The sequence below is a fragment of the Sphingomonas bacterium genome (assembly GCF_028289855.1).
Lineage (GTDB): Bacteria > Pseudomonadota > Alphaproteobacteria > Sphingomonadales > Sphingomonadaceae > Sphingomonas.
In genome coordinates this window covers 18,770-36,840 of the sequence record NZ_JAQGKZ010000078.1, presented here as the reverse complement: position 1 = coordinate 36,840, position 18,071 = coordinate 18,770, and the positions used below count along the sequence as shown (strand labels likewise).

Here is an 18,071-nt window from a genome sequence, read left to right as displayed (position 1 = left end):
GGCGCCGGTCGCCGCGTTGCTGGCGTTGCTCGGCCCCGGCAGCGTGTTCAGCCAGATCGCGACTTTCTTTTCGACGATTGCGATGGTGACGTTCGGCGGCGCTTATGCCGTGCTTGCTTATGTCGCGCAGGAAGCGGTGCAATCGTATCACTGGCTAAGTCCGGGAGAGATGCTCGACGGGCTCGGCATGGCGGAGACCACGCCGGGGCCGCTGATCATGGTGCTCCAGTTCGTTGGGTTCCTCGGCGCGTATCGTCATCCGGGGCTGTTGCCGCCGCTCCTCGCGGGGACGCTGGGCGGGTTGCTCGCGACCTGGGTGACGTTCGTGCCGTGCTTCCTGTGGATCTTCCTCGGCGCGCCGTTCATCGAGCGGTTGCGCGGCAACGCAGCGCTGGCGGGCGCGCTGTCGGCGATCACCGCGTCGGTGGTCGGCGTGGTGCTCAACCTGGCGATCTGGTTCGCGCTGCACACGCTATTCCGCGCGGTAACGCCGGTCGCGGCGGGGTCGCTCCGGTTCGACATGCCGGTGCCGTCGAGCATCGATCCCTGGGCACTCGCGCTATCGGTCGCGGCGATGGTCGCGATGTTCCGGTTCAATGCTGGCGTGATCGTCACGCTGGCGGCCAGCTCGGCGCTTGGCGTCGCGCTGCACGGGGTCGGGCAAATCTGACGGCTGACAGCGATCGGCACGACTCCCCGGACCGGCACGGCACCAAACGAGACGTCGCACGTTATGCCGCCGCCGTCGCCTTCGGACGCGGCGTGTAACGGCGTCATCAAGGGACGATCATGGCCACGCTTGCCCATAAACTCTATCTGTTCGGTTGCAGGGTGTCCGATCGTGGCGCCAACCTGGCGGGCCATCCCGCGGCGATCGCGATCGTCGCGATATTCTGCGCCTTATGGTTCATTCATGGCGGCCCGAGCGGGGTCAACACGCTGACGCTGATCCTGTCGGTGCTGGCGATCACGCTGACCCAGATGGTGCTCAACCAGCAGCGACGGTCCGAAGCCGCACTGCACATGAAGATCGATGAGCTGATCCTGTCCAAACGCGGCGCGCGCGACGAGCTGGCCGGGATCGAGCGCAAGACCGAGGACGAGCTGGAGCAATTGCGCCGTCACGACGACGTGCCGCGCGACTGCGATGCGCCCGACCCGGAGAAGTCGCGCCCGTCGCGTGTCGCAAGCACGGTGGGGGAGGCGGCTTAGCCGCCCTTGTTCAGCGTCGCCGCGGCTTGAAGCAGCGCCGTGAGCGCGGGGGTGTCGATCGCGTCGCCTTCGTGAAAATCGATCGCGCGGCGCACATTGCCGTCGAGGCTCGAATTAAACAGCTTGTTGGGATCGTCGAGTTTCGCGCCCTTGGCGAACGTCATCTTGACCGCTGCCTTGTAGGTCTCGCCGGTGCAGATCATGCCGTCCGCATACCAGGTCGGCACCCCGCGCCATTTCCATTCCTCGACAACATCGGGGATGGCATCCCTGATGACCGCGCGAATGTTGGCGAGGGTCTCGCCGCGCCAGTCGCCGAGCTCGGCGATGCGTTGGTCGATCATCTCCGAGGGCGCCTTGTCGCTCATGCGCGGACTCCCCGACGCGCTGCATAGGGCAACGTGAACATGAACAATCCGCTCAGCAGCATCAGGAACAAAGGCGGCAGCGGCGAATAAGTGATCCAGGTGGGCACGGCCCCCACAGTCATCGCGACGAAATTGGCAATCACGGCGAGCGTGAACAGGATCGACAGCCAGCGATGACCCTGCCGCACCCATTTGTTGAAACTCATGATATCCTCCCCAGTACGTCTTCCAGTTTGTCGAAATTCTGTTGCCAGCCATATTTGGCGCCCCCCGACGCGCGCGGCTGATCGGGGCGGAAGCCGGCTTGCTCCATGCGCAAATGCGTGCCCGCCGCGGTCGGCGTGAGCGTGAAGGTGACGACGCTGCGGAGGTCGAACTGCGGATCGTCGTGGACGTGGTCCCAGGTGTAGGACAACGTCTCGCCCGGCTCGACCGCGAGCACTTCGCAATCGAGCGTGCCGCCCCATTCTCCGCTGAGATTGAACTTGTGCCCGACCGTGGGCGCAAAATCGTTCTTCATCAGCCAGTCGGCGATCAGATGCTGCTGAGTCAGCGCGCGCCACAGCCGGTCGGGCGGATATGCGAAGTCGCGTTCGACCACGACGGAGCGCGTTTTGGCTTCGGTCATTGGTCCATCCTCTTGAGCAGATCCTCGAGGTCGTCGAACTTGCTCTCCCAGAACGCGGCCATCTGGTTGGTCCAGTCGATCAATGGCGCGAGCCCAGCGCCGCGCGCGCTGTAATGCGTCTGGCGGCCGGCGGGACGGTCGAGCACCAGCCCGGCCTCGCGCAGGATGCCGAGATGCTTCGACACCGCGGGCTGCGACACACCGGCGTATGCGGTCAGCACGCCGACGGTCTGCTCGCCGTCGCGGCACAGCCGTTCGAAGATCGCGCGGCGGGTGGGGTCGGCGAGCGTGCGGAACAGCTGATCCTGGCGTTGCGGTGAATCCATAACCTGAGGGTTATCTATTTAATCGATAACCGTCAAGTTATGAGTCACCTCCTGCGCGGCTAAAGTTGCGCGTGACCGCTAACCACCCACTAAGGGCATGCTCGGCTCGCCGCACAATGTGCTCCAATTGTCTGCATACCCGCTGAGTCGCCTGGAACGTTCATGTGCCCGAAAGGTTGGGCCGAACACCGGGTAATCCAAGGCGTCCGAGTATGACTATGCGCCGCCCGTCCTGACGGCGCCGGTGCAGCGAGTTCAACCTGCCGTTTCACGGCAACACCGAGACGACCGCCGGACGATACGCTGCGATCGCGCAGCCCCGGTCGGTCAAATTTGAAGGAGCAACGCGATGAGCGTCATTTTCAGAAGTTCAAAAGTTCTTTTGCTGCTTGCCACGGTTACGGTGTCGGGCAGCCTGTTTGCGCAGGACGCCCCGCCCGTCCCCGGCCAGCCCGCCCCCGGTCAAACTTCCGACATCACCATAACCGGCACGGTGCCGGCCGACCTGTCCGGGATGCAGGCCGGACCCACGGTCGAAGGCTTCATTTCGGCGCGCAAAGGCGAGAAGCTGCGAGTCGCGACTATCGGCGGCGGCAAGACGGTGGTCTTCGTCAGCGATGCGACGCAGATCAGGTCCAGCGGTGGTTTCCTCGGCGTCAGCCGCAACAAGCTCGGCGCGGACTCGCTGCTCAACGGGCTGCCCGTAAGCATCAAGACGGTGCAATGGGGCGACGCGCTGATAGCGAGCCAGATCGCGCTCAAGACCAGGGATCTCAAGACCGCGTCGATGATCCGCAACGGCACCGACCAGCGCTTCGACGAACAGACCGCCGCGACCGAGGCGTTGCGCGGCCGCGTCGCCGATATCGACAATTATATCGTCAAGGCGACGACCAACGTGAACTTCGACACCGGTAAGGCCGATCTGTCGCCGCAGGCGAAGGCCGATCTGTGCGCCGCGGCGGCCTCTGCCCAGGCGACCAACAACGCGCTGCTCCTGGTCCTCGGCTACACCGACTCGACCGGCAGCGAGGATACCAACCAGGCGCTGAGCGAGAAGCGCGCCGCCAAGGTCGTCAATTACCTCCAGCAGACGTGCGGCTGGAAGCCTTATCGCATGCTGACCCCGACCGGGATGGCCACCGCCGACCCGGCGGCGGACAATTCCACGCCCCAAGGCAAGGCGCAGAACCGCCGCGTCGCGGTGAACGTCATGGTCAGCAAGGCCGTCGACGGCATGTGAGGCGCTTCGGGGTGGCATCGGCCACCCCGGCTTCACTTCTCTGGGCGGTAGGCGATGGTCGCAGTGCCGTACGCCTGGACCGGCAGGAACAGCCCCTGGCCGGTGACGACGATCTTGCCGTGGGTGACGCGCGTGATGTTCGCCGACAACAGCACGTCGCCTTCGCGGCGGTTGGCGATCGCGGTGCGCGCGGCGACCAGCACGTGCGCGTAATCCTTGGCGAAATCCTCGGTCAGCGCGGTGCGGATCGATTCGAGCGTGGCGGGATCGCTGAACAGCTGGATCAGCAGGTTGACCGTCTTGCTGTCGGTCTGCGTGGCGATCTTGAGGTCGTCGATGCGAATCCGTTCGGAATTGACGTCGTTGACGGGCAGCCCCGACAGCCACACTTGGCCCTTGGTCTCGCCGAGCAAGCCCGAGCGGAGCTTGGCCTTGACCTTCACCCCGACCGCGAGCCGGCCGTTTTCGGTCGCGTAGATCGTGACGTCGCCGAACTGCGCATCGACCGCGCCGAGCTTGGGCAGCGCGATCCCCTTGGCCGCGCGTTTGATCAGCGCGCGCTGCACCACCGGCTGCAACTCCTTGTACTGCGCCAGCACGGGAATGTTGAACGCCAGCCCCTGCTGCCCGAGCCCGCTGGTCAGCGGCGGCAGCGGGGAGGGGGCGGGGTCGCTCGGGCGATCGCCGACGAAGGTCTCGGTCAGCGTTTGCGCCTGGACGTCGAGCAGCAAATCGCCACCGCGGACACGGTAGCCGCCGAACCCGAGTTTTTGCGGCGTCGTGCGCATCCACACCGGCGGACGCTCGCGGTTGAGCTGGATCACGGTGAAGCCTTGCCGCCAGGCCGATGCGAGCTTGTCGCGCACGCGCAGCTTGGCGAGTTGCTGCGGCAAGCTGCGCTCGAGCCCAGCGATCACGCCTTGCAGCTTGGCGTCGGCCTTGTCGGCGAAGGTGATGCGTTTGCCGAAGATCGTGATCCCCGGCGGGTTGGTCCAGTCGTACGCGATCCGCACCGTCGCGGTCGGGTTCCAGTCGCGGTTGAGCGACAGCCGGACGGTGGCGCGCACCGCAGCGGCGCCGGTCGCGGTCTCGCGCTTGACGATATGCCCGATATCCTGTGCGCTGACTGTCGCGCGCACCGGGAGCGTCAGCGTGAGCACGCTGCCATTGCCCGACAGCGTGATCGGCCCGCGCACCGCCTGACCTGTGATCCGGCACGACAGATTGGGCGTGACCTTCAAATTCTTGATGCCGATCCGGCACGACCCGTCCTTGCGCTTGATCGCGCAGGCGGTGACGCGCTGCGCGGGGACGCAGGCGCTTTCCTGGCGGTCGATCGTCCACAAGGTTTGCGGCGTCGCCTGGTTGAGCTGCGCGGCGAGGTCAGCGAGCCTGGCGTTAACGGGCACGACGATGGTCGAGGCAAGCTTGGGAATATCGGGCGCGGTGTCGATTCGTTTGGGCGCGGGGTTGCCTGCGTTGCCGCTGCACGCCGCGAGCAGCAGCGCCGAACCGATCATCGCCAAACCAATCGTCGATCGTGCCATCATTCGGCGATGTTCCCCCTGCGGCTTGCGGAACCGCTCTAACTGGCCAAGGGTTGCATCCGAAACGTTTTAATGGAGGGCGATATGCGCATGCAGGCGGCGATTGGAGCGATGGCGCTGGCGGCGCTGGCGGGCTGTTCGGACGAGCCGCGGGTCGGCGCGCCGGTAACCGGCGGGCGAGTCGCGGTGGCGACGCTGCGGACGCCGAGCGGCCAGGACGTCGGCCGCGCGACGGTGCGCGAAGTCGCGGGCGGGCTGCGCGTGACGATCGACGCGCGGTTCCTGGCGCCGGGGACGCATGGAGCGCACCTCCATACTGTCGGCCGGTGCGAGGGACCCGACTTCGCCAGCGCCGGGCCGCACTGGAACCCGACAGCGAAGAAGCACGGCGCGATGAACCCGCAGGGCCCGCACGAAGGCGATCTGCCCAATCTGGTGATCGGCGCCGACGGGCGCGGCACGTTGGGGATCAACATCGCGGGCGCCAACTTCGACGCGCTGATCGACGCCGACGGCGCAGCGATGGTCGTTCATGCCGGACCCGACGACATGATGACCGATCCCTCGGGCAACAGCGGCGGGCGGATTGCGTGCGGGGTTTTGGTCGCGGGATAGCGCTCAGTTAATGGAGCGGTCGTTGGCGGCGTGCGGCCCGGTTGCAGTCTTCAGCTGCAGTATGTAACATGCTAGGAAGCCACCACTTTAGAGGGAATCCCGATGATCGTGCTGGGTTCGTTGATGGCTCTCTCGCTCGTCGCCGACAGCAGCCGGCTGGACTTCCAGTTGATGACGTCACCGGCTTACGACTCGTTCGCACGCGCGGCCGACGCGCGGTGCCCCGATCGCAAATTGCGATACCTTCACCCAGCCGATCTTGGCGGCATCGAGGAGGCGTTCCTGCCGGCGTTGCCCCGGCGAGAAAGGAGCCGGATTGCCGCAGCGGATACCGGGTTCAAAGGCTGCCCGCCTGCCGGCATGTCATGCCCAGCCCAGCACACATTGAGCGCGATCGTCAGAGCGGGAATGCTCAACAATTTTGTTCGGTTCGCCTGTTCGGCAGCTAATTAGCGGCCGCTCAACACCGGTAGCGGGAGCTGCGGCGGCTAACGACCCAACGGCAGGACTGCTGCGCGGGTCCGCTTTTCAGCGCTTCCTCACCTTTTGCTCATGCCGCGCATCGCGACGGCGGTCATGATGCGCCTGCAGACCCCGCAGGAGATGAGCACATGATCCGATCGAACCGAGGCCGGAGTTACTGTGCGGGCATGGCCATCGCCGTCGTGGCATCGTTGCTTACCGTGTGGACCACGGTCGTTCGCGACGACGGCACGGGGATGAGTTACTTCCCCAGCATCATGGCGGCGGTATTGGGCGGGTTTTCCGCTTGGTTCCGGCCCGCAGGCATGGCGCGGACCATGCTCGGTGTCGCGGTGATGCAAGCGCTGCTCGGCACAGCCTTGGCGACCGCGCCTTCGACTGCAAGCCTGCCAGGCGGCCCGCCAAAGGCGTTGATGGTCAGCGCGTTCTTCGCGGGGCTGTGGCTCGTATCGGCGGCCTTTTTTCGCATGGCCTCGAAGGGAAACGACGGCGCGACCGCAACGCCGCCTTAACCATTGCCCGGCAAGCCTTTCGCGAAAAAATGGCCGGGAGTGCGCGATGCAGGGGTGGAAGGTCGGATCGCTGGCGGCGGCCGCCATCGCGTTGTTCGTCGGATGGTATGTCGGCTCGCCGTGGCTGACGCTGTACAACATCAAGTCGGCGGTCGAGCGCCACGATGTCGAGGGGATGATCGGCTATGTCGATTTCGACGCGTTGCGCCTGAATTTGAAGGATCAGGTCCACGCCGTCGCGGCCGCGCAGCGCGTGCCGCCGACCGATAGTTCGGGCTGGTCGACCCCCAATCCGGTCCCGCAACAGCTCGCGGCGCTCGACCAGCAGATCGATGCCTATGTCACCGCCGAAACCGCGCGCGCCTTGTTCGCCAAATCGGAAGCGCCGCGGCCGGGGGCCGACACCGCGCCCGGCGAATTAGCCCAGGACGTCACGATCGACCGGGAGACGCTGGGGCGGTTCGTGGCACGCCGGAAGAACGACGAAACGGGCGCGGGGCTCGTTTTCACCGCGCACGGGCTGGGCTGGAAACTGTCGGGGTTCCGCTTGCCGGCGAACATGTCGCAACCCGGCGCGATGATGCGGTCGTTCGAGCGGCAGGGCCTATAGCGCGAAGCGCGCGATCGCGTCATAGCTCGCGCCGTGGCGGCCGAGGCGGCTTTCGTAGAGGATCAGTGCGTCGAGCGTGAAAGGATCGCTCGTCAGCGCGGCGTGCCGCGCGCGCCATTGCTCGATCGCGGGGCCGGTCCCCGCGCTGCGCGGCAAGCGGGCCATGGTGATATGCAGCAAATACGCGCGGCGTTCGGGCTCCAGCCCGATCCGCACCAGCGCCTGGTCGATCTTCTTGTGGAGCGCGGCCAGCGTATCGTGCGGTGCGACGCCGGCCCACAGCGCATCGACGCGCTTTTGCTTGTCGAACGCGCCGACCCCGGTGAGTGCGACGGTCGGCGCGGGCGCATGGATCTGCCCCAGCGCGAGCGCGACATCCTCGGCGACCGGGCGCTCGACTTCGCCGATATAACGCAGCGTCAAGTGGAGTTGATCGTCGTCCTGCCACCGCGCGTGCGGCACGCCGCCTTGGGCCGAGGCGAGCAGCGCGCGGATTGCGGGCGGGGGACGGAGCGCGACGAACAGGCGGTGCATCGCGATCCCTTAACCCATTTGCGCCACCAGCGTCCTGTCGTGTTTCGCTTGAACAACGCACCCGAACCCACGATATTGCGCGCAAGCGGCCATCGTGGCCGTGCAGAGGAGTTTTCTTCGATGGCCAATTGGTCTGATCCCCGTCCCGGCCTGGCGCCCGTCAGCGCCGCTACCGGCGCGCGCGGCGTTACGTACGACGCGGGGCTTCGCTCCTATATGCTCTCGGTCTACAATTACATGGCGTCGGCGGTGCTGCTCACCGGCATCGTCGCGATGGGCGTGTTCTATTCGGGCGCGTACACCGCGCTGATCAGCGCGACCGGCCGCGGCCTGTCGGGGCTGGGCTATATCGTCGCGTTCGCGCCGCTCGGCATCGTGCTGGCGATGAGCTTTGGGCAACAGCGCATGGCGACCGGGACGCTCCAGGTACTGTTCTGGGCCTATGCCGGGCTGCTCGGCGCGTCGCTATCGACGATTTTCGTGGCGTATTCGGGCGCATCGATCGCCGGTGCGTTCTTCGCCACGGCGGCGGGCTTCGCGGGCCTGAGCCTCTACGGCTACACCACCGAGCGTAACCTGAGCGCGTTCGGCAGCTTCCTGATCGTCGGACTGGTCGGCCTGATCGTCGCGATGCTGGTCAATGCGTTCCTGCATTCGGGACCGATGGCGCTGGTCATCAGCGTGGTCGGCGTGCTGATCTTCGCGGGTCTGACCGCGTACGACACGCAGCGCACGAAGAGCATCTATTCCTACGTCGCCGGGACGGAGGGAGAGGGCCGCGCCAAGATCATGTCGGCGCTCAACCTCTATCTCGACTTCATCAACATGTTCCTGTTCATCCTGCGCCTGTTCGGCAGCAGCCGGAACTAGGCGCCGGACGACGGCAAATCGGAAGCGCCCGGCGGAGCGATCCGCCGGGCGCTTTTCTTATCCGGCCAGGATGATCGCGGCGACCTCATCCTTGGTGCCGACGACGAGCAGCGAATCCCCGCCGACGAGGCCGACCCGAGTCTGGCCGTTTTCGTCGTCGCGCAGATAGGCGACGTTCGCCGCCACGACGAGATAGTTGCCGCCGCGCGACTGGAGGGGGATGAACTTCATGATGCGTGACTCCCGATGTTCCGCTCTAGCGGCGCGGATTGTCATTTGCGTTAACGCGCTCCAGCGGAACCGCCTTGCAGCGACAGCCGTTCTACATCCGAAACCATTGCAGGAGGCGACGATGACCGACCACCCGACGACGACCACCGACGCCAAAGGCGACGAACGCGTCGCGCAGGACCCGCGTCAGGACGCCGGCCAGGACAAGTCGATCGAGAAACGGCTGAAAAAGGACCCCGAGAACGAGGATGCGCAGCTCGACCGCGGGCTCGACGAATCGATGGACGCCTCCGACCCTCCCTCCGCGACGCAGCCGGGGACGAGCGGCGAACCGCCCAAATCGTCCGGGTTCGACGAGGCGGCGGAGGCGGAGCGCCAGCAGGATAGCTGACACCGGCAGCCGCCGTTCGTCGATTACGTGCAGGATTCGAACTAACCCGTGTTAAGGCCGGGGTGTGCTTGCACCGTCAGGGAAGGCTTTCGCTCCGCGAGCCTCTGATTCCCGAAGGCTTCGGCCATGGAACTATTTACGCCGATCCTCCCTGAGGCTGCCAACAGCCTCGCCATGGCGCTCGTCATGTCGTCCCAAGCGCCGCTGCTGCTGCTCAACGAGAACCTCACCGTGATGCGCGCGAGCGGGTCGTTTTGCGACGCGTTCGGCCTCGATTGCGACGTGATCGTCGGCAAGAAGCTCAACGATCTGGGATCGGGTGAATGGGGCGCGCGGCAATTGCGGTCGTTGCTGTTCGCGACGATTGCGGGCGATGCCGATATCCACGCCTATGAAATGGACTTGGTGCGTCCCGGTCACGAGACCCGCTGCGTCCTGCTCAATGCGCACCGGCTCGACTATTTCGACGCAGAACACGTCCTGATCGCACTCGCCGTCACCGACATCACCGACGCGCGCGCCGCCGCAAAACTGAAGGACGATCTGGTCCGTGAAAAGCAGGTGCTGCTTCAGGAACTCCAGCACCGTGTCGCCAACAGCCTCCAGATCATCGCCAGCGTGCTGATGCAAAGCGCGCGGCGCGTGCAGTCGGAGGAAACCCGCGGTCATTTGCGCGACGCGCATCACCGCGTGATGTCGATCGCCGCGTTGCAGAAGCAACTGGCCGCGTCGAAACTCGGAGAGGTCGAGCTTCGCCTATACTTCACCGATCTGTGCCGCAGCATCGGCGCGTCGATGATCTCGAATCACGATCGCCTGACGCTGGCCGCGACCGTCGACGAAAGCGTGGTCAGCGCCGATATTTCGGTCAGCCTGGGGCTGATCGTCACCGAACTGGTGATCAACGCGCTCAAACATGCGTTCCCGGGGCGCAATCAGGCGGGGGCGATTACCGTCGAATATGCTTCGCATGGCAGCAGTTGGAGCCTGATGGTCGGCGATGACGGCGTTGGCATTCCCGTCGGCGACGGCAGCAAGCCGGGTCTGGGCACCGGGATTGTCGATGCGCTGGCCAAGCAATTGGGCGGGACGGTGACGATCACCGACCGGGCGCCCGGGACGCTGGTGTCGATCACGCACCCCTGACGCGCGCCCAAAAAGCGTTGCCAAAATCCCTCACTCGTTGAGCGATCGGCACGCCTGACTCGCTTTGTCGCAATCCATGTTGCGCCGCAGCGCGATCCGTGATTCTTTCCTGAACGCGGGGCGACTGATGCGTTAAGCTTTCCGTTAACCATATCGGCGCATCATCCTCCTCGTGATTTGTAGCGGGTGGGGTGGTGTTATGGGTGCCAGCAAGAGACCGGCGGACGGCGCGATGACGTTGGCCGAGATAAAGGAATTCGCGGGGTTCGCCTCGTCGACGCAGCGGTACATCCGGCGCAGCCTCGACGTAGGCCTGGAGCGCGAGGACGCGATGCTGCGCTGGTCGCGCGACGCGGTCGAGGCCGCCAGCATTCGCGCGCAGGCCCGCATCTACGACCGGCTCGAGGAAATCCGCCAGATGGTCCCCGACGATAGCGGGCTCGACGCGATCGAGATGTTCATCGCGCCCTTGGTGACCGTGACCGCGTTCGACCTGGGGCAGGGGCGGCTGACCAGCTTCTCGGCCTATCGCTTCCTGTACGAGCGGTTGATCGGCGCCGAGGTCCGGCCGTGGCTGCCCGGCGCGTTCTGCGCGGGCGCGGCGTTGCCGCATCTCCATCCCGAACTGCGCCGCAAATTGCTCCAGTCGATCAGCGAGGCGGCGGCGACGGCGTCCGGCTGGTCGAACCGCCAGCCGAGCTTCTTCCCGGCGTGGGTCGAAAAGGTCGATACCGGGGCGGCGCTGTCGAACTGACGCGCGCCGCGCGGTTCAACCGCCGCGGGCGAAGTCCATGTCGGTGGTGAACGTGGTTGCGGGGAAGCCGGCCGGAAGCGCCGGGCGCGGTGGCTGGCGGAGGTGGAGACCGCTCGCGTCGCAGAAGAAGACATGGCCGATCGATTGCGGCGGCCCGCGGCGGGTTTCGTTGAGAACGCCGTTGGGGGCGTGCTGTTCGTTCTGCAGCGTGATGAGGTTGTTGCCGCCACCGGTATAGACGGTCAGCAGCATGTTGCCGACGACCTTCCAGGTGAAATGCGTGCCCCCGGTCTTGACCTGACGCAGCCATATCCGCGGGTCGCTGGTCCGCACGATCGTCTCGACGCTGTCATAGCTCAATGAGCCGGTATGGTCGGGGTTGAGCCGGAGCGTGCGACCGCCGCCGATATATTCGATTTGGCTCGGGGCATAGGCTTCGAACCCCGTTTGCTCGAAATAGTGCTTCACCGACTCCGGCGTTTCCGACCATGTGCCGAGCGGACAGGTGCATACGCCCGCGCCGCCGCCATTTTCGGCGCGGATGTCGATGTCGCTGAACTTGGCGGTGCTGGTGCTGGTATAGAGCATGCGAAAGCGCTGCGCGCCGTCGCAGGTGACGACTTCGGTCAGCGGCGGACCCCAGGCACCGCCCGAATCCTTGCGCCACACCATCCGCTGATCGGACGCCAATGGCGAGTAGGTGAGTACGAAGCGCTTATGGGCGGGAAATTCGATGACCCGCTCGTTGAGCGTATACGGCGTGAAGTTCGGTGCCGGGATATGCTCGCTGCCGCTGACGACGTGCGTGCCGCCGATCCGCGGCGACGACGGCATCGGGGTGGTGCCGTCGGGCATTTTGATCGTGCTGTCGAAATACGCCTCGGCGAAGTCGATCAGCCGGTCGGCGGTGATCGTCGCGGACATATCGGCGGTCACGCGCGGGATAATATCGCGCACCGCGGGCGGCCCGTCCGTCGCGCTCATCCACAGCCAGAACGGCACCGCTTCGTACGCCATCCTGCTGAGTGGGGTCGATTGCGTGCTGCTGTCGAAATCGGCGATGAAGCCCGGGCCGTAATCGGGCTGCGCCAGATAGGCGAAATATTCGGCGGTCGCCTCGGTCAGCCATTGCTGATCGAGCATCCGCGGCCAGTTCTGATACTGCGCGCAGTGGAACACTTCGTGCGTCAGAATGAAGGTGAAGTACGCGGACGAGGTCGCGTCGGCATTCTTGTAATAGCCGACGGGGCAGTCGTTATCGAGGACATCGACCGCCGCGGCTTCGTACGCGCCCTTGCGGAACGTATTGTCGCGCGGCGTCCCGGGCGAGACGTAGTCGGTGAACAGGACGGTGATTGGCGGCAGCGTCAGGCTCCCGCCCAGCCGATCCATCGCGCGGCCCATCCCGGCGGCGGCGGCATCGATGTCGGCGCTGAGCTGGCGAATGTTGGTCAACGGCGCGGCGCTGGTCAGCCGGATGGCGCGAATCGTGCTGCGCCCGCCGCGCCAGACGATCGGCGCGCTATGGATGATTTCGCACGTCTGCGGAGCGAGCCGCTCGTCGATATAGGCGAGGTAGTTCGGATGCGTGCACAACGGATATTGGTTGGCCTTCGCCGCGTGCGGCCAGAGAAAGGCCAGCGCGATGACGAACGAGATCGCGAGGATAGCTCTGCGAATCATGACTCGTCATGTACGCGTCGTGCGCCGTCAGGGATTGGACGGTTGCGTCATCCGCTCAACGAGGCAGCGGCGATGCGTCAAGGTCGCGCCGCGCGACCATCATCGCGCCGACGATGCAGCCGGCGAACAGCGCGCCTTCCAGCGCACCCGTGACGCTCTGCGCGATCGGGCCGAACCCGGCCTCGCCGAACCAGCGGCCGATATGATCGAGCCGTAGTCGCGAGCCGGGCAGGCTGCGTGCGAGCAGATCGAGACTGCCGCCCATCAGCCGCCCGCCGATCGGCGGGATCAGCGCGCCGGCAATCCCGCCGACACCGCTGGCGATGGCGATGCTTTGCCGCCGTGACCCGCTGCGACGGCTCGCCAGCCATCCGCCCAACCCGACCGCGCCGCCGAGCAGGGCGCCCTCGATCCCGCCGGTAATATCCCCCGGCGAACGGCCGAGCAGCAGGTTGAACGCGTCGAGCCCGAGCAATTTGACGACCCCGCCAACCACCAAGCCGCCCGCCGCGCCACCCGCTGCGCTCCAGCGCCACGGATCGCGCGACATGCGGCCCGCCGCCGCAATCCCGAACGCCACGCCCGCGCCGCCGATCAGCGCCATCAAAATGGTCAGGCACCACAAGACGAGCAGTACCGACGCCGCGCCCATCCCCGGCTGGAGCGGCTGGGCGGCGCCCGCGAAGCCGTAGAACAGCCCGCCGACTACGCCGGCGATTCCCGCGCCGATCGTCCCTGCGCCGGTCAGCAGGAAGAGGTCGCGCCACGACGAGGCCGCTGCAACGACGGGCGCGACTTCATCCGCCACCGCCACAGGGGCGATGAAGCGATAGCCATGCTTGGGCACCGTTTCGATGAAGCGCGGGCGCGCGGCATCGTCGCCGAGCTGGCGCCGCAACGTTTTGATGCATTGCGTCAGCGCTTCGTCGGTGACCGGCACGCCGCGCCACACCTCGTCGTGAAAGCGTTCCTTCGACACCAGCTTGCCGGCCTCCCGGGCCAACAGCGTCAGCGCGTCGAGATACCGCGCGTTGAGCTCGACGGCCACGCCGTCGCGCGCGAGCAGCCGGTCGCGCGGATCGAGCACGAAGCGATCGAAGCGAAAACTGCCCGGCGTCATTATTCAGCGATTCCTCACGCCTTGCTCATGCCGATCCCCGCGCGGCCACGCTAGCCATCAGCATCGATTATCGATGGGGACAAGGCAATGACGACACATGCGGAAACCGGCGGACGGCCGGGCAATCGATGGACTCCGCTGATCTGGTCGGTCGCGGCCGGGCTGATCCTGCTGCCGTTCGTCGCGATGCAATTCACGCGCGAGGTTAGGTGGACGGCTACCGACTTCGTGTTCGCGGCAGTGATGATCGGCGGCAGCTGTGTGGTGCTCGAGCTCGCGCTCAGGCTGACGCGAAACTGGGCCTATCGCGGCGGTGTCGTGCTGGCGCTCGCGGCGATATTCCTGCTCGTCTGGATCAACGGCGCGGTGGGAATCATCGGCAACGAGGGTAATCCGCTCAACCTGCTCTACGGCTGCGTGATCATGACTGCGATCGGCGGTGCGATGGGCGCGGGATTCCGCGCGGCGGGCATGGCGCGGGGGATGGCCGCGGCGGCGGTCGTGATGCTGCTGATCGGCATGTTCGTCGTCACCAGCGGGCGAACCGACCCGCCGGGGGCGATCGACTATGTCGCCATCCACCTGTTCTTCGCAATGATCTTCGCCGGGTCGGCGCTGCTGTTCCGCAAGGCCGCGCGCGAGCAGTCCTAGCGGCACACCGACCATCCGCCGCGCGCCGCTTCGTCGAGATGCAGGTGGTCGCGGTGCGCGGCGTTATAGTCGGGCGACAGCGTGGTCGAAAACAATCGGCATGCGCCGTCGCGGACGTCGCGGAGGAATGCGGCCTCCGGATCGTTACCGGTCCAGTCGCGCGCGACGGTGATGCGTTTGCCGTTCGCCAGCACGAAACCACCGATGTCGATGGCGCGCGCGTGGGCATGCTCGCTCAACGTCGCGCTGCCGGCGATGTAGCGGCAATTGTACGTGCCGAAATGTTCGAACGTGACGACGCGCGACCCGAACCGGCGCAAGGCGGCGGGTTGGACGACGTTCCATTCCCACATCGCCAGCGCCGCGGCGACCGGGCACGCCATGCCGGGTCTGGCCGGATCGAAGCCGATCGTGCGCGACCCGCCGGGGTCGAGCCGCACCGCGTCGGCATAGCCGCATTGCCCCTTCGCGATCGGCTCAAGCCTGGCATAGGTCACACCCGCACGGGCGAGGAGTGCGCGGCATTGCGGATAATCCTGGCCTAGCGCGGCAAGCTTGCTGCCGGTGAATAGTCCGACGGGCTCGGCGAGATCGAGTCTGGTCCACGGCAAGTCTTGCGGCCGCCCGCGGAAATGCAGCACCGCGAGTACGGCCATGGCGGCCAGCACCATGGCCGCGATGATCGCGGTGCGCCGCGAACGGCGCCGGCGGCGTCTCATCCCCGCATCGCCCCGGTCAGTCTTTCGCTCGTCACGGGATAGCCGAGACCGTCGGGGATGCAGAGGTGTGGGACACCGTCACGCTCCTCACTCCACGGCGTGATCGTGCGCGGCGGGTGCGCCAACGCGTCGGCGACGGCGTGGGCGTAGTCGGCATATTGTGCGAGCCGTTCGAGGTTGCGGCGGGTCGGGAAGATCACGTGCGCACGGCCCGCGGCGCACTCGTCGAGCACCTCGGCAGCGCTCGCCCAGAGCAAGCGGACATTCTCGGTATCGTCGACCACCGGCTCGGCCGCGCCGTCCGGCCAGCGCGCGAGGTAGAACCGCGTGTCGAAAATCCGCATATGCGCATGCGCGGGCAGCCAGCGCGCGAAATAGGTCAGCGCATCAAGATCGACCGCAAGGCCGTGCGCGTCGAGCAACGCGCCGAAACGCTCACCGGCATGCAATCCGGCGCGGATTGCGGCGAGCGCTTCCGCGCCCGGGGCGGGGGCGAGGCCGACGGGGACGCCGGCTTCCTCGATCGTCTCGCGGATCGCGGCGATGCGCGCCGCGCCGTCGTCGGCGTCGGGGCTGAGCCTCGCTGCCAGCGCATCGTCGCCGGGATCGATCCGCCCGCCTGGGAACACGAGGGCACCGCCGGCGAACACCATCGCCTTGGCGCGCTCGACCATGAGGAGGTCGGGCGTGGCGCCCGCGCGGTCGCGGATCAGCACGAGCGTCGCGGCAGGGATGGCGGGTTGCGGGGTGTCGGGCATCGCCGGACGATATGCGCGGGCCGCGGGCGTTGCGCCACCCCAAGCTCAATCGTCACCCCGGCCTTGTGCCGGGGCCCGCCAAGCCAGAGGCATAGCGATCGAGGTTCTATCGATGCGTTCGCCGTAATGCGGACCCCGGCACAAGGCCGGGGTGACGATTGAGGCGTATCGGCTCCTCTAGAACAACCCCGGCGTCTCGCGTTGCGCGGTGCTCGCACCCAGCGGCACGAGCAATTCGCGCGGCTGCTCCACGACCGCCTGCTTGCCGAGCCCGGCATTGGCGGTGATCTTCGTGCAGGCCTTGCCCTCGAGGAAATCGAGCGCCGAGCGAGTCGAGGCTTCGCGCGGATCGCCCAGCGGATAGGCGATGTCGTCGCCCGCCTGGCAGCTCGCCTCGACGAAATTGGCGAGGCCGTCATAATAGGCGCCCTGCCGCGCGGCGTTCTGCACCGCGAACGCGATCACGCGCAGCCGGTCGTCGCACGCCGTCTTGTCGAGCGCGATCTGGCCGACCGGCTTGCCATAGGTGTTGGTGCCGATCAGCGCGGCATTGGCGTGGAGATAGGGAACGAAGCCGTTGATCAGGATCTCGCTGGCCGATGCGGTTCCGCCGGTGCCGATGAACGCGATCTTGATCGGCGCGATCGATTGCGGCTGGACGGTGAAATTGTGGCTCGAATTGTTCGCCGTCTTTTCGGGGCGGAAGGTGAGATATTCGAACGCATCGCTGGCGTTGCGGTTGGCCCCCATCAGGTCGCCGAACAGATCGGCGATCGAGACCAGCCCGCCGCCATTGTAACGCAGATCGACGATGACATTGGTGACGCCGGCCGCCTTGAACTGGGCGAAAGCATCGCGCAGCGCCGGGTCGGCGGTGGTGATGAACGTGCGCAGGTTGACGTACCCGTATTTCTGCCCGCCTTCGGTGATGATCTTGGCGCCGTAACGGCTCGACACCGGGGTCAGCGAGTAATCGGTCTTGGTCACGGTGACGGTGCTGGTCACGCCGCCGGTGACGACCTTGAGCACGCGGCTGGTGCCCGCTGTCGATGGCCCGAGCGCGTCGCTGACGCCTTGCGCGCCGGACGCGGTGAAGATCGAGGCGACGGTCTGGAGGTTTGCCGTCGTCGTACCGATCGCGACGATTTCGGTGCCGCGGTCGATTCCGGCGGCGAGCGCGGGCGCGCCCTCGAAGCTTTCGGCGACGAACAGCCGCTTGCCGGCCGTGTCGTACGACAGCCGTACGCCGAACCCGGCGCTCGATCCGGAGGCGTAGAACGCGTCCTCGCCCGCGATCGAGGTCAGGTACGTGAAATAGCGGTCCTTGTGCTGTGCCCGCGCGGTCGCTGTCAGCGCGTCGATATAGTCGCCGACGGTGGTGTAGGGACTTGGGTCGAGGCTGGCCGGGAGCGTGTCGGGGAACAGATACCATTCCTTGAGCTGCGCGAAGGCCCAGTCCTGGCGCTCGCGCAGGGTGCATCCCGCGGTGGTCGTACCGCCGCCGGTACCGGTGCCGCCACCGGTGCCCGACGCCGTCGTGCTCCCGCCGCCTTCGCCGCAGGCGCTCAGCATCGCCAGCGCAGCGACCGTGCTCAGTGCCTGCCCCAGTTTTTTACCGTACATATCAAGCCCTTCTACGCGCCGGCCCGCTCGGCCCAGCGACCGCTCCA

Annotated in this window: 24 protein-coding genes; 12 read left to right on the top strand and 12 right to left on the bottom strand. The window is 66.4% G+C overall.

Translation table 11 applies throughout. From position 1 onward, the window contains the following. Positions 1-670: chromate transporter (locus tag JWM94_RS08925; protein WP_299425202.1), on the top strand; the 670-nt coding region annotated here is incomplete at its 5' end. Positions 671-789: 119 nt separating this feature from the next. Further along, positions 790-1,212, top strand: coding sequence for a low affinity iron permease family protein (locus tag JWM94_RS08920; RefSeq protein WP_299425200.1), 423 nt, complete (start codon positions 790-792; stop codon positions 1,210-1,212). Here JWM94_RS08920 and JWM94_RS08915 read toward each other — a convergent pair. The 4 genes from JWM94_RS08915 to JWM94_RS08900 are packed head-to-tail and all read right to left on the bottom strand — an operon-like array spanning position 1,209 to position 2,534. Next, positions 1,209-1,580, bottom strand: a complete 372-nt coding sequence (locus JWM94_RS08915) for a DUF1801 domain-containing protein (RefSeq protein ID WP_299425198.1) — start codon at positions 1,578-1,580, stop codon at positions 1,209-1,211. The genes JWM94_RS08920 and JWM94_RS08915 overlap by 4 nt on opposite strands. Then, a complete protein-coding gene (locus tag JWM94_RS08910) occupies positions 1,577-1,786 on the bottom strand; it encodes a hypothetical protein (RefSeq protein WP_299425195.1) in 210 nt (69 codons plus the stop codon). Before JWM94_RS08910 ends, JWM94_RS08915 begins: the two co-directional genes overlap by 4 nt. Next, positions 1,783-2,208, bottom strand: coding sequence for an SRPBCC domain-containing protein (locus tag JWM94_RS08905; RefSeq protein ID WP_299425193.1), 426 nt, complete (start codon positions 2,206-2,208; stop codon positions 1,783-1,785). Before JWM94_RS08905 ends, JWM94_RS08910 begins: the two co-directional genes overlap by 4 nt. After that, on the bottom strand, positions 2,205-2,534 hold the full coding sequence (locus tag JWM94_RS08900; RefSeq protein WP_299425190.1) for a helix-turn-helix transcriptional regulator: 330 nt from the start codon (positions 2,532-2,534) through the stop codon (positions 2,205-2,207). The genes JWM94_RS08905 and JWM94_RS08900 overlap by 4 nt, the downstream gene beginning before the upstream one ends. Before the next feature lie 349 nt (positions 2,535-2,883). Here JWM94_RS08900 and JWM94_RS08895 point away from each other — a divergent pair, with 349 nt between their 5' ends. After that, positions 2,884-3,777, top strand: a complete 894-nt coding sequence (locus JWM94_RS08895; protein ID WP_299425187.1) for an OmpA family protein — start codon at positions 2,884-2,886, stop codon at positions 3,775-3,777. 32 nt (positions 3,778-3,809) lie between these two features. Here the strand turns inward: JWM94_RS08895 and JWM94_RS08890 are convergent, their stop codons facing one another. Beyond that, a complete protein-coding gene (locus JWM94_RS08890) occupies positions 3,810-5,327 on the bottom strand; it encodes a DUF4403 family protein (RefSeq protein ID WP_299425184.1) in 1,518 nt (505 codons plus the stop codon). A gap of 81 nt (positions 5,328-5,408) precedes the next feature. Between JWM94_RS08890 and JWM94_RS08885 the strand changes: the two genes are divergently transcribed. The 4 genes from JWM94_RS08885 (at position 5,409) to JWM94_RS08870 (ending at position 7,544) form a co-directional block, all read left to right on the top strand. Continuing rightward, on the top strand, positions 5,409-5,939 hold the full coding sequence (locus tag JWM94_RS08885; RefSeq protein ID WP_299425183.1) for a superoxide dismutase family protein: 531 nt from the start codon (positions 5,409-5,411) through the stop codon (positions 5,937-5,939). Between the two features lie 102 nt (positions 5,940-6,041). Then, a complete protein-coding gene (locus JWM94_RS08880) occupies positions 6,042-6,392 on the top strand; it encodes a hypothetical protein (RefSeq protein WP_299425182.1) in 351 nt (116 codons plus the stop codon). A 197-nt stretch (positions 6,393-6,589) separates the two neighbouring features. Then, positions 6,590-6,934, top strand: a complete 345-nt coding sequence (locus JWM94_RS08875; RefSeq protein ID WP_299425179.1) for a hypothetical protein — start codon at positions 6,590-6,592, stop codon at positions 6,932-6,934. A 46-nt stretch (positions 6,935-6,980) separates the two neighbouring features. Continuing rightward, entirely contained in the window at positions 6,981-7,544 is a 564-nt protein-coding gene (locus JWM94_RS08870; RefSeq protein WP_299425176.1) for a DUF2939 domain-containing protein, read from the top strand. Here JWM94_RS08870 and thpR read toward each other — a convergent pair. After that, positions 7,539-8,078: an RNA 2',3'-cyclic phosphodiesterase gene (gene thpR / locus JWM94_RS08865; RefSeq protein WP_299425173.1), complete on the bottom strand. Its 540-nt coding sequence runs from the start codon at positions 8,076-8,078 to the stop codon at positions 7,539-7,541. The two genes, JWM94_RS08870 and thpR, sit on opposite strands and share 6 nt — an antisense overlap. 120 nt (positions 8,079-8,198) lie before the next feature. Here thpR and JWM94_RS08860 point away from each other — a divergent pair, with 120 nt between their 5' ends. Beyond that, positions 8,199-8,948, top strand: a complete 750-nt coding sequence (locus tag JWM94_RS08860; protein ID WP_299425170.1) for a Bax inhibitor-1/YccA family protein — start codon at positions 8,199-8,201, stop codon at positions 8,946-8,948. A 57-nt stretch (positions 8,949-9,005) separates the two neighbouring features. Here the strand turns inward: JWM94_RS08860 and JWM94_RS08855 are convergent, their stop codons facing one another. After that, positions 9,006-9,179 (bottom strand): hypothetical protein, encoded by a 174-nt coding sequence (locus tag JWM94_RS08855; protein WP_299425167.1) that lies wholly within the window; start codon positions 9,177-9,179, stop codon positions 9,006-9,008. A 121-nt stretch (positions 9,180-9,300) separates the two neighbouring features. On the opposite strand from JWM94_RS08855, the gene JWM94_RS08850 reads away from it, so the two are divergent. The 3 genes from JWM94_RS08850 (at position 9,301) to JWM94_RS08840 (ending at position 11,470) form a co-directional block, all read left to right on the top strand. Continuing rightward, positions 9,301-9,570, top strand: a complete 270-nt coding sequence (locus tag JWM94_RS08850; protein ID WP_299425164.1) for a hypothetical protein — start codon at positions 9,301-9,303, stop codon at positions 9,568-9,570. A 126-nt stretch (positions 9,571-9,696) separates the two neighbouring features. Further along, positions 9,697-10,716: a histidine kinase dimerization/phosphoacceptor domain -containing protein gene (locus tag JWM94_RS08845; RefSeq protein WP_299425161.1), complete on the top strand. Its 1,020-nt coding sequence runs from the start codon at positions 9,697-9,699 to the stop codon at positions 10,714-10,716. A gap of 199 nt (positions 10,717-10,915) precedes the next feature. Then, on the top strand, positions 10,916-11,470 hold the full coding sequence (locus tag JWM94_RS08840) for a hypothetical protein (RefSeq protein ID WP_299425158.1): 555 nt from the start codon (positions 10,916-10,918) through the stop codon (positions 11,468-11,470). Positions 11,471-11,485: 15 nt separating this feature from the next. On the opposite strand, the gene JWM94_RS08835 is transcribed toward JWM94_RS08840, so the two are convergent. Both JWM94_RS08835 and JWM94_RS08830 read right to left on the bottom strand, forming a co-directional pair. Further along, entirely contained in the window at positions 11,486-13,153 is a 1,668-nt protein-coding gene (locus tag JWM94_RS08835; RefSeq protein WP_299425155.1) for a hypothetical protein, read from the bottom strand. Positions 13,154-13,208: 55 nt separating this feature from the next. Further along, positions 13,209-14,273: a transcriptional regulator gene (locus JWM94_RS08830; RefSeq protein WP_299425152.1), complete on the bottom strand. Its 1,065-nt coding sequence runs from the start codon at positions 14,271-14,273 to the stop codon at positions 13,209-13,211. A gap of 87 nt (positions 14,274-14,360) precedes the next feature. Between JWM94_RS08830 and JWM94_RS08825 the strand changes: the two genes are divergently transcribed. Continuing rightward, complete coding sequence (locus JWM94_RS08825) at positions 14,361-14,924, top strand: hypothetical protein (protein ID WP_299425150.1); 564 nt, start codon at positions 14,361-14,363, stop codon at positions 14,922-14,924. Here the strand turns inward: JWM94_RS08825 and JWM94_RS08820 are convergent. The 3 genes from JWM94_RS08820 to JWM94_RS08810 all read right to left on the bottom strand — a co-directional run bounded on the left by JWM94_RS08820 (position 14,921) and on the right by JWM94_RS08810 (position 18,024). Beyond that, a complete protein-coding gene (locus JWM94_RS08820) occupies positions 14,921-15,643 on the bottom strand; it encodes an extensin family protein (protein ID WP_299425147.1) in 723 nt (240 codons plus the stop codon). The genes JWM94_RS08825 and JWM94_RS08820 overlap by 4 nt on opposite strands. Then, on the bottom strand, positions 15,640-16,401 hold the full coding sequence (locus tag JWM94_RS08815) for an NUDIX domain-containing protein (protein WP_299425145.1): 762 nt from the start codon (positions 16,399-16,401) through the stop codon (positions 15,640-15,642). The genes JWM94_RS08820 and JWM94_RS08815 overlap by 4 nt, the downstream gene beginning before the upstream one ends. Positions 16,402-16,578: 177 nt before the next feature. After that, positions 16,579-18,024 carry a S41 family peptidase gene (locus tag JWM94_RS08810; protein ID WP_299425142.1) on the bottom strand — a complete coding sequence of 482 codons (1,446 nt, stop codon included), beginning with the start codon at positions 18,022-18,024 and terminating at the stop codon, positions 16,579-16,581. Positions 18,025-18,071 lie beyond the last annotated feature (47 nt).